Origin of the sequence: Helicobacter apodemus, from assembly GCF_003097575.1 — a bacterium.
Lineage (GTDB): Bacteria > Campylobacterota > Campylobacteria > Campylobacterales > Helicobacteraceae > Helicobacter_D > Helicobacter_D apodemus.
On the sequence record NZ_CP021886.1, the window covers coordinates 1,154,837 to 1,167,627 of the forward strand.

Sequence of the window (12,791 nt, forward strand, 5' to 3'; positions counted from 1 at the left end):
CTTTTTATAAATTAAGGATTCTTTATAAAATAATTATCAACACCATCGGCAATTCCTAATGCAAGTGATTTTTGGAAAGCACTTTGATTAAGTCTCTCCCCTCTTTAGGATGTGTTAGATAACCAACCTCTAACAAAACTGAAGGCATCAATGCCCCTACTAAGACCCAAAATGGACCCTCTCTTACCCCTCCATCTACAACCTTATACTTTCCTCTCACTGCTTGTAACATTCCATATTGAACATCAATGGCTAAACGATTAGAAGCAATAATGCGCTGAGTATTGAGTGTATTTAAAAAAGACTGCCTAGAAAAATAAGTCATAACTTCGGTATCATCTTTATTTTCTAAAGCAGCTACTTTCTTAGCTCGCTCACTCCTAGCCGTTGAGAGAAAATAACTTTCAATACCTTCTGACTTCTCTTTATTTTCCACAATAGCATTAGCGTGGATAGAAATAAATAAATCCGCATTTTTATTATTAGCAAATCTTGTTCGCGCCCTAAGCCCTATAAAAATATCTTTAGAACGTGTCATATAAACCTGATATCCCCTCTTTTTTAACTCCTCATTAAGATATTTAGCAATATTTAAGACAATCACTTTCTCACAAACTTTGCTGACACTTATAGCACCACAATCCTTCCCTCCATGTCCTGGATCTATTACAATGACTTTTTTTTTGCCAACCCCATTAACATTTACTGCAGTGGTAACCTTAGCTGTGCTGGTAGTTGTAGTCTTTGGAGGTGTTTTAGCTATCTTAGGTTCCTCAAACAAAGAAGCAATAGAAGGTGAATTGAGACTTTTACTGTTAGGAAATATCAAAACTGCCTTTTTAGCTGATACCTCTAAGGGGATTTTTATCTCTTTAGAGGAGTTAATCACAAAACGTACCCTCTCTTTAGAATTTTGTGCTATCTTAAATTCTATATTATCTTCAAACTTAAAAACTTTAGCACTCCCCATAAGCTCCGCTTGTATATCATAAACATAACGAATCCCACCATTGTTTTTTAAAGAAAAGTTTTTAAAATCTTGTTTTTTGATATTTTGGTTAAAATTTAAAATAATGCTATTTTGACTTTGTTGGATTGAAATTATCTTCAAAGACTGCGCTAAGAGAATATTACCAAAGAAAAGAAAAATTAAAAAAACTCTCATCATTGTATTAATTCATCTAAAATTTCTTGCACACTTTGAATTTTTTCAATCCTATAACCATTCGCCCCTGTAAAATATAAACCCTTATTAGGATCTCCTAAATATCCATCACCCAAGCCATCGGCAATGCAATATCCTACTTTTTTTGCTTCTTCCCCTCGATGGCAGGGAGCTACACAATTACTTATGCAAGCAATTTTCTCCCCTCTTCCCTCTCTTAATGCCTTAATAATTCCCGTAACAACAGCCCTTGCGGGATAACCCACCGGAGATTTAATAAGTTCAATATCTTCTTTAGTAACCTTTAACATTAAGGCATTATAATGTTTGGCATCACATTCTTTAGCCCCTAAAAATCTAGTTCCCATTTGCACACCACTAGCACCTAAATCCATAAATTTATCAATATCTTTTCTATCCCAAATTCCTCCCGCAGCAATAACGGGAATATCTCCCCATTTTTTAGATTCCTCTAACACCTGTGGAACTACGGCTTCAAGCTGGTATTCAGGTTTAAAGCAATCTTCATAACTTACCCCTTGATGTCCTCCACTTAAGGGTCCCTCTACAATAATAGCATCAGGGATTCTTTTGTATCTACCCTCCCAACGCTTACAAAGGATCTTTAAGGCTTTTGCTGAAGAAACAATAGGAATAAGCATCACTTGCGGAAAATTAGAAGTAAATTCTGGTAGATTTGTAGGCAATCCCGCCCCTGTAATAATCATATTAGCCCCTGCTTCACAAGCATCCCTTACAACTCTGCCATATTCATTAATAGCATAGAGGATATTTGCCCCAAGAGGATTTTCACCACAAATCTTTCGGGCATTTTTAAAAATTTCAAATAAAGATTCTCTAGAGTAGAAATTAATAGTATCAAAAGGACGATTTTTAACAGCTTTTTGAATAAAAGCACTATTTTTATAATAACCTGTCCCCACACAAGAAATAATGCCTAATGCACCACATTTTGAAACATTTCCCGCTAGATTATCCCAACTAATCCCAACTCCCATTCCACCCTGAAATATAGGAATTGGAAGCGTATATCTACCAATTTTTAAAGGTTTTAATTGAACTTTTTGTAGCATAAATTTCCTTTTATTGAATCAAAACTTTAATGAATTTTCTTTTTCCAACTTGTAAAACATACTCACCCTCTTGCAAATTAAGCTTACAATCCTCTAATTTTTGGTGATTAAGTTTTACAGCACCTTGTTTAATAAGTCTTAGAGATTCAGAATTAGAAGCACTTAATCCACATTCACTCATAAGCTGTGCTATCCAGATATTTTTAGATTTTATAAAACTTGGCATATCACTAGGTAATTCATCTTTACTAAAAACGCGTATAAATTCCTCTCTTGCTTCTTGTGCCTTTTGCTTATCATAATAACATGCAATAATTTCTAAGGCTAAATCCTCTTTTATGGCTTTTGGATGGAATTTTCCTTGCTCTACCCCTATTTTTAAAGCTTCAATTTCTTGCAAAGTTTTTGTGCTTAAAAGCTCATAGTAACGCCACATTAAAGTATCGGAAATACTTAAAATTCTCCCAAACATTTCTTTGGGTTCTTGGGTGATTCCTACATAATTCCCTAAACTCTTACTCATCTTTTGCACACCATCTAAACCTTCTAATAAAGGCATCATTACGACAGATTGCTCTTTATTTAATCCATAAGATCTCTGTAAATGCCTCCCCATCAACAAATTAAATTTTTGATCACTCCCACCTATTTCAATATCACAATTTAAAGCCACAGAATCATAACCTTGTAAAAGCGGATAAAAAAACTCTACGATACTAATAGGGTTTTGTGCCTTATACCTTTTTTCAAAATCATCCCGCTCTAACATTCTTGCAACAGAAAACTTTGCGGATAATTCAATCATTCCTTTGGTGCCTAATTTTTCAAGCCAAGTGGAATTAAAAACAATTTCCATTTTTGAAGAATCTAAAACCTTAACTACCTGCTTTTGATAAGTCTCTGCATTTTCTAAAACCTGCTCTTTACTCAAAGGTTTTCTTGTCTCATTTTTTCCTGTTGGATCTCCAATCATCCCCGTAAAATCCCCAATAAGAAAATAAACCTTAGCCCCATATTTCTGAAAAATAGCAAGTTTTTGTAAAAGCACTGTATGCCCTAAATGCAAATCCGGAGCCGTTGGGTCAAACCCTGCTTTAATACTAAAAGTTTCTCCCCTCTCAAAATAAGCAGATAGCAAAGTTTTAATTCCCTCTAAGCCTATAATTTCTTGTGTCCCCCTTTCAATCTCTGCTAAAGCTAAATTAACTTTTGATTGCAAACTCATCCTCTCTCCTTAATTCGCATAGGCATCTTTTAGGGCATAAACATCAATAATCTTATAACGATTACCAAGTTTTGCCTTAATTTCTTTTGTATCACGAATATGGGATTCAAAACACATTTCACAATGGGTGGCATAATTACTTTTTTGTGAGCCTAATTCCACACTTAAAACATTAATATCCATTTTTGCTAAGAATTGTAAAAAATTCGCTAAAACACCTTTTTGGTTTTCTAAAGCAACGATGAGTTTATAAGTTTGTAACTTATCCCCAAACCAATTTACATAAAGCATTTTAACACCTTTTTGAATCTCCAAATACGCCCTATCACAAAGTTTGTGATGCACAAAAGCCTTAGAACCATTCTTAAAAGCAATAATTCCATCGCCAAATTTTGGATGACAGCAATAATCAAAAACGGCTTGATTAATCGTATGATTGGTATAAATAGCTAAATTATCAAAACGCAATTCTTTAAGTTTTAAAATCCTCGTTTTAATCCGCGTTAAAAACCCGATATTTTGACGATAATTATTTTCAATCCGATTTTTAATATCTTTTAAAAAGCTAATATCGGTTGTAGCACGATAAGCCATATCCTCTAAATCACTTTCTATTAAGTATCTTTCAATTTCTTCTGCACTTTTACCAAAAATTGTTGCGATAATATTAATAGCACTTTTGCGTTCAATCTCTTTTATTCTAGAAGCACAATTATTACGAATCTGGCTTTTTGCCCTAGAGGTTTTAACCGCATCAGCCCAAGAGCAACGCAAAATATTCTCACTAGCAGTTACAATCTTTACAATATCTCCACTTTTTAATCTTGTTAAAAGAGAGGTTTTTTGGTTATTTACATACGCTTCTTTAGCCCTGCTCCCAACTTCCGTATGCACTGCATAGGCAAAATCTAGCACAACTGCACCAATAGGCAAAGAATAATTATCCCCATCAGGGGAAAAGACTACAATATCCTCACGGTATAAGTCATTCTTAACAAGCTCATAAAATTCCTCAACAGAATTATTTTGAAATTGTAACTTATTAAGCCATTCTAAACTTGGGGCATTATTATTGCCACCTGTTTTGTATTTCCAATGTGCTGCAATCCCATACTCTGCACTTTTATGCATATCCTCTGTCCGAATTTGCACTTCAAAAATTGCCGAATCATCAAAAAGTGTGCTATGGATAGTTTGGTATCCATTTTCTTTAGGTAAGGCAATATAATCTTTAAACCTAGACATTATAGGTTTATATTTTAAATGCAAGATTCCAAGTGCCCTATAACACTCTAAAGGATTTTTGACAATTACCCTAATAGCCAGTAAATCCAAAACCTCATCAATAGAAATTCCTTTGCGTTGCATTTTAAGGTATATAGAATAATGCCGTTTAATACGACTTGTAATACTAAAATCTCCTACAGGTATTCCCCCTTGAATTAAGCTCTTTTCAACTTTTTGGATAAAGGCATTCAGTTTTAATTGAATCATTTGCTTATGCCTAGAAAAATAATCATCAATTTTTTTATATTCTTGGGGAAAAATATAATAAAAACTTCTATCTTCTAATTCATTTTTTAATGAAGAAATACCAAGTCTATGTGCTATGGGCGCATAAACAACTAAAGTTTCCTCTGCGATTCTCTTTTGTTTATTAGGTGCTAGGGCATCTAGGGTTAGCATATTGTGTAACCTATCACAAAGCTTCACAACAAGCACTCTAACATCTTTTACAGAAGTAATTAACATTTTACGAAAGCTTAGGGCTGCTACAACAAGTTTTTCACTAGAATATGAAGAGGGTAATTCTTCTGCACGAATGGCAACAATTTTTGTTAATCCATCCACTAAAGAAGCAACATCTGCCCCATAATCCCTTTTTACTTCCTCTAAAGTATAAGGTGTATCTTCTACAACATCGTGTAAAAGTGCAGCACACACCATCTCTTCATCTCCACCAAAATAAGTTACAATACAAGAAACCAATAAGGGATGGACGATATAAGGCTCTCCACTCTTTCTTACCTGCCCTTGATGGGCTTGTGTAGCAAAAGCAATCGCATTTTGTATGCTAGGAACTTCTTCAACCATAGAATAAAGCAACTCTATTGCTTTATTTGGGCTTGTAATTTCTCTAACTTTTTTTAAAAAATCCAAAAATCAACCTTGCCAATCCTTAAAAATTATCCTTAATTTCTAAAATCCTCAATTTTCTCTAACCCAATCTTTCCCTCTGCGACTTCTAAAAGTGCAATATCGGAGAGTTTATCACTTTTAACATTTTTATTAACTAGAGGTTTAGCCCCACGACTTAACTCATCAATTCTCACAAATAAAATATTAGAAAGCAAATATCTATCAAAATTTACTTTTTCTAATGCCTTAGAAGCAATTTGTTCTATTCTCATTTTATTTCCTTATATAAATTTAGATTCGCAACTTTTGAATAAATAGCATCTTCGTTTTGTTGAACAATATTTAAAAGATTCCCTTTTTTAAACATATTACAAACAATAATAGGAAGAGCATTATCCTTTGCTAAGGCAATAGCCGTATCATCCATTACCTTAATATTATCCTTTAGGGCTTGTTCATAACTAAGCTGCTTAAGCATCACAGCATCACTAAATTTCATAGGATCTTTATCATAAACCCCATTAACCTTTGTCGCCTTGATAATTATTTCTGCACCTATCTCTACCGCCCTTAGAGTAGCCGCCGTATCTGTTGTGAAAAAGGGATTCCCCGTTCCTGCGACAAAAATAACAACGCGTCCTTTTTCTAAATGCCTAATAGAGCGACGATTAATATAAGTTTCACAAACTTCTTTAATCTCTAAAGCACTCTGAACGCGAACATCAAGCCCGTGGTATTCTAAAGCTTCCTGTATAGCCACTCCATTAATCACTGTAGCAAGCATACCCATATAATCTCCACTTGTACGTTTAATCAATCCACTCTTTGCCGCACTCACACCACGGATGAAATTCCCACCACCAATGACAATACCAACTTCTGCACCTATATCTACTAGGGATTTTAGCTCCAGGGCAACATAATCTAAAATAGAACTCTCAATCCCAAAACCACTTTCACTTGCTAATGCTTCACCAGAAAACTTTACCAACACGCGCTTTATCATCATAAAACCTTTGAGTTTCAAATGAAGCATTATATTAAAAAGTTACTTATGAATAAGTAAAGACTAAGCGTTATCTACCAAATTTTATTATTATCTTCGCGTAATTTTTCTATTTGCTTTAACTGCTTTTGTAAGGCTTTATCAAAACTACCTTTAGGATTATTAGAAGAGGGTTTTGATAAATCTTTACGATTATAAAAATCTTCAAAATACTCTTGATGTTTCTTAAACCCTGCACTATCAGGCTGCAAATTACGCAAATTTTTTTGTTGTAATTGTAAATTTAAATTATCCAAATGCTGTCTTAAGCTTGATGGTTTTTCTTTTTTTAACAATGTTTCAGAAGCCATATCAATACTTTCTTTATTCATAGATTCTTTAGCATTCCCTTGATACCCTACTAAACATACCACCAAAAGTAACAAAAAACAACTATAATTCATAAACACCTTAAATTCAAAATATCTTTGATTGAATTTATAACATATTTTATTTAAGATTTTAAAAAGCAAATCAAGGAAAAAAGATGAAAAAATTATTTACTAATACAAGTTTGCTTGATAAAAATGCCATTGATAAGTTTTATTTATCTCCTGAAATTCTTATGGAAAATGCAGCTAGGGGAATGAGAGAATTTATGTTACCCTTTTGTAAAGAAGATTCAAAGATTTTGTTTGTCTGTGGAAGTGGAGATAATGGCGCTGATTGCCTAGCCTTAGCTAGAATGCTTTGTGGAAGATGTAAAATAACTATCTTGTTACCCCTTGCCCTTAAAAGTAGGCTTGCTCTTCTACAATTTCAACGACTAAAAAGTCTAGAATCACATTGTGAGCTAAACTTTATACAAACTTTAGAACATAAAGAAAAATTTGATATTATTGTTGATGGTATTTTTGGCATAGGATTTAGAGGGGAACTTCCAAAAAACTTAGAAAATTTACTCCTTTTGCTTAATCAAATGCAGGCTTTAAAGATTGCTTGTGATATTCCAAGTGGAATTGATAAAGCAGGAAATCCTCGTTTTATCCAAAATAAACCCTTAGCCTTTAGGGCAAATTTCACACTTACAATGGGAGCGTTAAAAACAGGGCTTTTTAGTGATTATGCTAAAGATTTTGTAGGAGACATTCTTTTACTGCATTTAGGCATAGAAGAAAATCTTTTTACCCCAAATTCCCCCTTTCATCTCTTAGAAGAAAAAGATTTTAAACCCCCATTAAGAGAAACAAATAATTGCAACAAAGGAGATTTTGGGCATTTAAGTATTTTTATAGGTGAAAAGGGAGGTGCTGGGATTCTTGCTGCACTTGCTGGATTTAGGATAGGTGCTGGGCTTGTTAGCATCATTGGGGAATGCCCAAATTGCCCTATAGAGATTATGCAAACAAAGAATCTCCCTGCTAATACCACAGCTATTTTGCTTGGAATGGGGTATGGGAGAAAGTCTCCATCCCTGATAAAAACTCTACAACCCCATAACGAAATTCCCCTTTTATTAGATGCAGATATGTTCTATCACGAAGACTTTAAAGCTTTTTTAAAAAACTTCACCAATCTTATCCTTACTCCACACCCTAAAGAATTTATAGAGATTCTTAAACAACTTAATAATCAAGAAATTTCTATCGCTGAAGTGCAAAAAAACCGCATTCCTTTAGCCTTAGAATTTAGCCAAAACTACCCAAATACCACCTTAGTGCTTAAAGGGGCAAATACCCTTTTAGCCAAAAAAGGAGAAGTTTTTATCAATCCTTTAGGAACAAATACTCTTGCAAAAGGTGGAAGTGGGGATGTTTTAGCAGGAATCATTGGGGGTTATTTAGCACAAGGATATGATTGCTTAGAAGCCTGCATACAAGGAATTTTAACCCATAACCTTTGTGCGAAAAAATTTGCCACAAAAAATGCAAATTTTGCACTTAGTCCCCTTGATTTAATCGAGCAAATCCGCTACATTTAAGCAAAAAATTAAGGAGATAATGTTGGAAAATGATATTTTACAAATAGGGAATAAAAATTTTAAAAGTCGCTTGATTGTAGGTAGTGGAAAATATCCGGATTTTAAAACCACTTATGATGCTACAATAGCTTCAGAGGCAGAGATGATAACAGTAGCGGTAAGACGCGTTAATATCACAAACCCTAATGAGGAGAATTTGTTAGATTATTTTAAGCATACAAATATCTCTTTTCTCCCTAATTCTGCAGGTTGTATCAATGCTAAAGAGGCTATTACACTTTTTCGCTTAACCAAAGAAGCAACTGGGATTGACTTTATTAAACTTGAAATTATAGGGGATACCCAAAAAACTCTTTATCCTGATGTTATTGAAACCTTAAATGCTTGTGAGGTATTAGCCAAAGAAGGATTTAATGTCTTAGCTTATACTAATGATGACCCCGTAATGGCAAAAAAGCTTGAAAATGCAGGAGCAAGTGCTATAATGCCTTTAGCTGCACCCATTGGTAGCGGACTTGGTATCCAAAACCGCTATAACATAGCCTTTATTAAAGCTGCAGTCAAAATTCCTGTAATCGTAGATGCTGGGGTTGGTTGTGCTTCTGATAGTGCCATAGCAATGGAACTTGGTGCAGATGGTGTTTTAACAAATACCGCTATAGCACAGGCAAAAAACCCTATTTTAATGGCTCAAGCTATGCGTGATGCAATAAAAGCTGGAAGAGCAAGTTATCTTGCAGGTAGAATCCCTAAAAAACCTTATGCAACCGCAAGTTCTCCAAATGATGGTTTATTAGAATTCAGCTAGGATTTTATAAATAGAGGGGATATTAAAAAATGTGGCTCCGGATGTAGGATTCGAACCTACGACCAAGCGGTTAACAGCCGCCTACTCTACCGCTGAGCTAATCCGGAATAAAAGAGGTAGAATTATATAGAAAAACCCTTAGGGTGTCAATAGTTTTAAAAAAATAAAGAGAAACTTGAAAAACAATATAGTAAAATACTATAATTTCATATCAAGTTTATAGGAATTCGAGGTTTTATGGGACGAGCATTTGAATACAGAAGAGCAAGCAAAGAAAAACGTTGGGATAAAATGTCTAAACTCTTTCCAAAATTAGGCAAAGCAATTAGTATTGCGGTTAAAGAAGGCGGGAGTGGAGATCCTGATATGAATTCTAAATTGCGTAGTGCTATCTTAGCTGCTAAAGCCCAAAATATGCCAAAAGATAATATTGAAGCTGCTATTAAAAGGGCTTTGGGTAAAGATGGAATCCAAATTACAGAAGTAAATTATGAAATAAAAGCCCCTTATGGAGCTTTATTTTTTGTAGAATGCGCTACCGATAATCCTACAAGAACTGTTGCCAATCTTAAAAGCTATGTGAATAAATTTGGTGGCACAATGCTTACTAATAATTCCTTAGAATTTATGTTTTCCCGCAAAGCACATTTTGAAGTTGCTAAAACAAATATTAAAGATTTAGAAGAATTAGAGCTTACTCTCATTGATGTAGGATTAGATTCTATGGAGATTGAAGAGGAAATTGTGCATATTTATGGAGATTATACGAGCTTTGGGACTTTAGCTAATGCTCTACAATCCCTCCAAATAGAAGTTAAAAAAGCCGCTTTAGAGAGGATTGCCAATACCCATATAGAATTTAGTGAAGAACAACTTGTGGATATTGAAAAATTGCTTGATAAAATCGAAGATGACGATGATGTTCAAGCAGTTTTTACCAATATCGCCTAATTAACTTAAACTTTGAAAGGATAAACAATGACAAAATTAACACAACAAACTTATGAAAGCTCCATCAAAGAAGGGATATCTCTTGTAGCTGTTGGTGCACCTTGGTGTCCAGATTGTCGAAAAATAGAGCCTATTCTTGAAATTTTAGCTAAAGAGTATGACAAACAAGTCAACTTCTTTGCAGTGAGAGCTGATGAGGAAGAGAGCTTAAAAGAATCTCTTGGAATTAGAAGAATCCCAACTTTAATCTTTTACAAAAATGGTATAGAAATGGGAGAGAGAGTCGTAGAGCCTGATTCTAAAAATGCTATCGAAAGAGCAATTAAGGAAACTCTTGATATTTAAGGCAAAGAATATACTTCTAAAGAGAAGGAAAATACCAAAACTCCTTCTTCTGCTTCTATATGAATAGGGAATACAAGATGCACAATGCCTTCCAAACTCATAACTTGTATTAATGCATCATTAAGAGCCTTTATATCCACAATTTTACCGCTTACAATGTAATTTTGCACTAAATAGCCATTTTTAAGATAAGCTTCACCATTTTTAACAACATCTACTTTTTCAAAAATAGAAGAAAGTCTGCTCTTGATTTTTTCTTGTGTAATATTCGCTTTAAAGGCACTTAAGAGGGTATGATTATCCATTTGGTATTTTGCTAAAGTCTCTGCAGTTTGCATTTTTTGCTTTTGCACTTGCTGGGTAATATGTAATTCCTTACGATAATCCGTATTTTCCTTTTTAAATTCTTGTAGTTGGGGATTCACTAAAGATAGAAATATAATCACAACCAAAAAGAAATAAAAAACAAAAAAGAAAGTATTTCTAATCCAATCAATTTGTGCTAAAAATGCCTTCATTCTTCATTCTCTTCATTTATTTTACTAACAGAGACAAAATTATACCAACCATTTGGCAAAGCATAAAAATCAGCCCGACTTTGATTAAAAATAGAACGCAATGGCACTTCAAGTAAAAATGTATAAACCTGTTTAGAGGGTGTTACTCCATAGAGCGTAAGTTGGGTTTTACTCATCTCTATTTTTTTTAAAGTAATCTGTTCAGGTATCATCCCAAAGAGGTTTTCAACACTTTCTTTAAGGATAATATTCTGTGAAGCAATGGCACTACCAAATCTAACCTTATCTTCTTCTTGCATCTGAAATGTTTGATAATTTTTAATATCTTGCAATAAGTTTTCTCTCTCAAGCAGTGATGCTTCAATCTCCTCTCTCATAATAAATCCCTGAATCTTAAGTGTAACGACAAATCCCAATAAAATAAAGATGGTTAAAAAAATATAACCCCACCAAATACGCGAGATTTTTTTTAATAAAGTTTTCTTATTGGGAAGCGTAAAACTATAATTCATATCATTTCTTTCTCTTCAAAGAATTTATAAGATTCATAGCCTAAATTTGATAAAATATCAGAAACATTACAAGCTCGGACATCTAAATCCAGCATTGTAACATTAGCAATATGTTTTAACACTTCCTTATCAATCTCGTGAGGATTAAACAAAATAATTTGTGTGATAAAATCGCTTTTATAAATCTTATTATTATAAAACTCACTAACAGCAGATTGAATGAATTTAGCCGCATAACTTACACGTGAAAAATCATCAAAAGATTCTTGATGATTATCGTTAATACTTTCTTCAATGGAATCATCAGACTCATCTTTTAAAAACTCAATTAACTCCTCATCAGAATCAGACTCATCTGCTAAATCTAAGTCTCGAAGATTATATAATTCGTGATTTATATCATTGGTTACATCAGATTCGTCAATACCGTCTAAATCTTCACTTAAATGCTTTTTAGCAGTATTATCTCTCAAATTAATCTTGCTCTCTAGAATATAATAAGCACCAAAAAGAATCTCATTCTTTCCTTTGACCACCATCATTGTAATATTAGACTTTTGAAACAAAATATAAAGGTTACAAGTATCTTCGGCAGTATTCTTAATCAAAGAATACAACAACGCAAAAGGGGAAATCACAAAATCCACTCCAACTTTTAAAAATTGTTTTTTGGTCTCTGCAATACCCTCTTTAGAGCAATACACAAACCAATCATCAATTCTTTTAGACTCAATATCTGATACATTCACCCCATATTTAATAAAATCATCTTCATTAGTAGTATCCATCACCCCTTGAATAATCGAAGTAGATAAAGAAGAAATATAAGTAAAAGGCTTTTTAAACCGAATTGAATTAATGTATTTAACTGCTGACATAGGTAACTCGCCAGGGTTTGTTTTAAATGTTTTTGTTTGAGTCTCAATAACTTTAGCACGTTTATAAATTTTTGTTGTAATGTAACAAAACCTATTATCGATTTCAACCCCTATTACAACAGTAGCTAAAAGATAGCGGATTGCTTTTTTGAGATTCATCTTGACTTAAACTCCCATTCTTAAACCATAA

13 protein-coding genes, 1 tRNA gene and 1 pseudogene are annotated in these 12,791 nt (G+C 33.5%); 4 read left to right on the forward strand and 11 right to left on the reverse strand.

Features of this window, described 5'->3' with window-relative positions; all coding sequences use genetic code 11:
* Positions 1-11: 11 nt before the first annotated feature.
* The 7 genes and pseudogenes from CDV25_RS05655 to CDV25_RS05685 form a co-directional block, all read right to left on the reverse strand.
* Positions 12-1,168: pseudogene (locus CDV25_RS05655) on the reverse strand (N-acetylmuramoyl-L-alanine amidase family protein).
* Positions 1,165-2,259, reverse strand: coding sequence for a nitronate monooxygenase (locus CDV25_RS05660; RefSeq protein WP_108911122.1), 1,095 nt, complete (start codon positions 2,257-2,259; stop codon positions 1,165-1,167). Before CDV25_RS05660 ends, CDV25_RS05655 begins: the two are co-directional and overlap by 4 nt.
* A gap of 10 nt (positions 2,260-2,269) precedes the next feature.
* Positions 2,270-3,478 (reverse strand): tyrosine--tRNA ligase, encoded by a 1,209-nt coding sequence (gene tyrS, locus CDV25_RS05665; RefSeq protein ID WP_204161879.1) that lies wholly within the window; start codon positions 3,476-3,478, stop codon positions 2,270-2,272.
* Positions 3,479-3,493: 15 nt separating this feature from the next.
* Positions 3,494-5,644, reverse strand: a complete 2,151-nt coding sequence (locus CDV25_RS05670; RefSeq protein ID WP_108911124.1) for a RelA/SpoT family protein — start codon at positions 5,642-5,644, stop codon at positions 3,494-3,496.
* Between the two features lie 32 nt (positions 5,645-5,676).
* A complete protein-coding gene (locus CDV25_RS05675) occupies positions 5,677-5,895 on the reverse strand; it encodes a DNA-directed RNA polymerase subunit omega (protein ID WP_108911125.1) in 219 nt (72 codons plus the stop codon).
* Entirely contained in the window at positions 5,892-6,632 is a 741-nt protein-coding gene (pyrH, locus tag CDV25_RS05680) for a UMP kinase (protein ID WP_204161835.1), read from the reverse strand. Before pyrH ends, CDV25_RS05675 begins: the two co-directional genes overlap by 4 nt.
* 71 nt (positions 6,633-6,703) lie before the next feature.
* Complete coding sequence (locus CDV25_RS05685) at positions 6,704-7,072, reverse strand: hypothetical protein (protein WP_108911127.1); 369 nt, start codon at positions 7,070-7,072, stop codon at positions 6,704-6,706.
* 83 nt (positions 7,073-7,155) lie between these two features.
* On the opposite strand from CDV25_RS05685, the gene CDV25_RS05690 reads away from it, so the two are divergent.
* Positions 7,156-8,589, forward strand: coding sequence for an NAD(P)H-hydrate dehydratase (locus CDV25_RS05690; protein WP_108911128.1), 1,434 nt, complete (start codon positions 7,156-7,158; stop codon positions 8,587-8,589).
* Between the two features lie 22 nt (positions 8,590-8,611).
* Positions 8,612-9,397: a thiazole synthase gene (locus CDV25_RS05695; RefSeq protein WP_432805884.1), complete on the forward strand. Its 786-nt coding sequence runs from the start codon at positions 8,612-8,614 to the stop codon at positions 9,395-9,397.
* Between the two features lie 32 nt (positions 9,398-9,429).
* Here CDV25_RS05695 and CDV25_RS05700 read toward each other — a convergent pair.
* A tRNA-Asn gene (locus CDV25_RS05700) sits at positions 9,430-9,504 on the reverse strand.
* A 130-nt stretch (positions 9,505-9,634) separates the two neighbouring features.
* Here CDV25_RS05700 and CDV25_RS05705 point away from each other — a divergent pair.
* Together CDV25_RS05705 and CDV25_RS05710 are read left to right on the forward strand one after the other, a co-directional pair.
* Positions 9,635-10,348, forward strand: coding sequence for a YebC/PmpR family DNA-binding transcriptional regulator (locus CDV25_RS05705; protein ID WP_108911130.1), 714 nt, complete (start codon positions 9,635-9,637; stop codon positions 10,346-10,348).
* A gap of 27 nt (positions 10,349-10,375) precedes the next feature.
* Entirely contained in the window at positions 10,376-10,693 is a 318-nt protein-coding gene (locus CDV25_RS05710) for a thioredoxin family protein (RefSeq protein ID WP_108911131.1), read from the forward strand.
* Here the strand turns inward: CDV25_RS05710 and CDV25_RS05715 are convergent.
* Genes CDV25_RS05715 through CDV25_RS05725 form a run of 3 tightly spaced genes read right to left on the reverse strand, consistent with a single transcriptional unit; the run spans position 10,690 to position 12,760 of the window.
* Positions 10,690-11,211: a hypothetical protein gene (locus tag CDV25_RS05715; RefSeq protein ID WP_108911132.1), complete on the reverse strand. Its 522-nt coding sequence runs from the start codon at positions 11,209-11,211 to the stop codon at positions 10,690-10,692. The two genes, CDV25_RS05710 and CDV25_RS05715, sit on opposite strands and share 4 nt — an antisense overlap.
* Positions 11,208-11,723: a hypothetical protein gene (locus CDV25_RS05720; RefSeq protein WP_108911133.1), complete on the reverse strand. Its 516-nt coding sequence runs from the start codon at positions 11,721-11,723 to the stop codon at positions 11,208-11,210. The genes CDV25_RS05715 and CDV25_RS05720 overlap by 4 nt, the downstream gene beginning before the upstream one ends.
* Positions 11,720-12,760, reverse strand: a complete 1,041-nt coding sequence (locus CDV25_RS05725) for a DUF8569 domain-containing protein (RefSeq protein WP_108911134.1) — start codon at positions 12,758-12,760, stop codon at positions 11,720-11,722. Before CDV25_RS05725 ends, CDV25_RS05720 begins: the two co-directional genes overlap by 4 nt.
* Positions 12,761-12,791 lie beyond the last annotated feature (31 nt).